The organism is Massilia sp. TSP1-1-2 (genome assembly GCF_049896185.1).
In the GTDB taxonomy this organism is placed as follows: domain Bacteria; phylum Pseudomonadota; class Gammaproteobacteria; order Burkholderiales; family Burkholderiaceae_D; genus Telluria_A.
Map to the genome: position 1 here is coordinate 1 of NZ_JAFCTU010000121.1, position 1,071 is coordinate 1,071.

Annotated in this window: 1 protein-coding gene; it reads right to left on the bottom strand. The window is 59.4% G+C overall.

Features of this window, described 5'->3' with window-relative positions; all coding sequences use genetic code 11:
- Positions 1–213: 213 nt before the first annotated feature.
- A partial coding sequence (locus tag ACP7BV_RS27190) for a tyrosine-type recombinase/integrase (protein WP_426108024.1) occupies positions 214–1,071 on the bottom strand: 858 nt, incomplete at its 5' end.

Below are 1,071 nucleotides of genomic sequence, written 5' to 3' on the forward strand. Positions count from 1 at the left end.
ATGGCAGGCAGGGATAGTAAAAATCCATGCTGGACGCCGCGATTTTAAGGTGATGTCAAGTGTTATTGTGAAAACATCGATAATAATTTACTGAAGTGCACGCCAATCGCTAACTTGGGTGGATTGGGTAGGCGGGGGGGAACCAAAAAACAGCAAATTCTCATAGGAGGGTTCTACGGACACCCTCTCCCCTGAACTCATTCCTCCTGTGCTCTACAGCGCGAGTTTCGCCAGCGCCTCCGCGGCAACTTCGGCCCGTAGATGCCCGTAGTGTTTCTCGATCATTGCCACTGATGTCCCGCTAAGCTGCGCGACGGTCAGCAGGTCCAGGCCGCCATGTACCAGGTCAGTAATGACGCTGTGACGCAAGGTGTAGGCTGTACACGCAGCGGGCAACCCAGCCTTCCTCGCAGCCTCCTTAATGGGGTCTTTCCAGTAGTCCTTGCTCCATGCCTGTCCGTCAGCTCGGCTCAGCAGCGGCGCCCCGGGTGATCGATCTGATTGCCCAGCCGTAAAGAGCTGAGCGGTGATTGCTGGGACCTTAATGCGCCGGTCTTGACCACTTTTGTCGATCCCGATCCTCAACACGTTCAATCGCGGATCGAAGTCAGCAACGGTCAGCGCGGCCAATGCGCCTGGACGCAAGGGGAGGGTCGAAAGGGCGCGCAGGAACAGGGCGGCCGGCTCTGGCGTACAGGCGATCAGCGCGCGACGCTGATCGCGGTCCAGATACAAGCCACGGCGTCTGGAAACATTCTTGTAGGCTTTGAGCGGAACGCGCCAGGCTGAATCGGTGGCCACCTTTTGGTCGTCCAGGGACTTGTTCAGGGCCGCGCGTAGCGACGCCATGTCCCGGTTCACCGTATCCTTGGAGCGTGCACGGGTTCCCCCGGAATAGTTGGCCCGCACCGGCGTTGCCAGCAAGCGGCGCCGGTAATCGTCGAAGTCGCCGCGCGTCAGGGCAATCAGAGGCAATTTGGCTATTGCGTCATTGTCGACCCAGCGCCGGTAGCGCCGTGGGATTTGAGGCGGCAGCATGAGCGGGGCGCGCAAACCCTTGAAAGTTTCCGG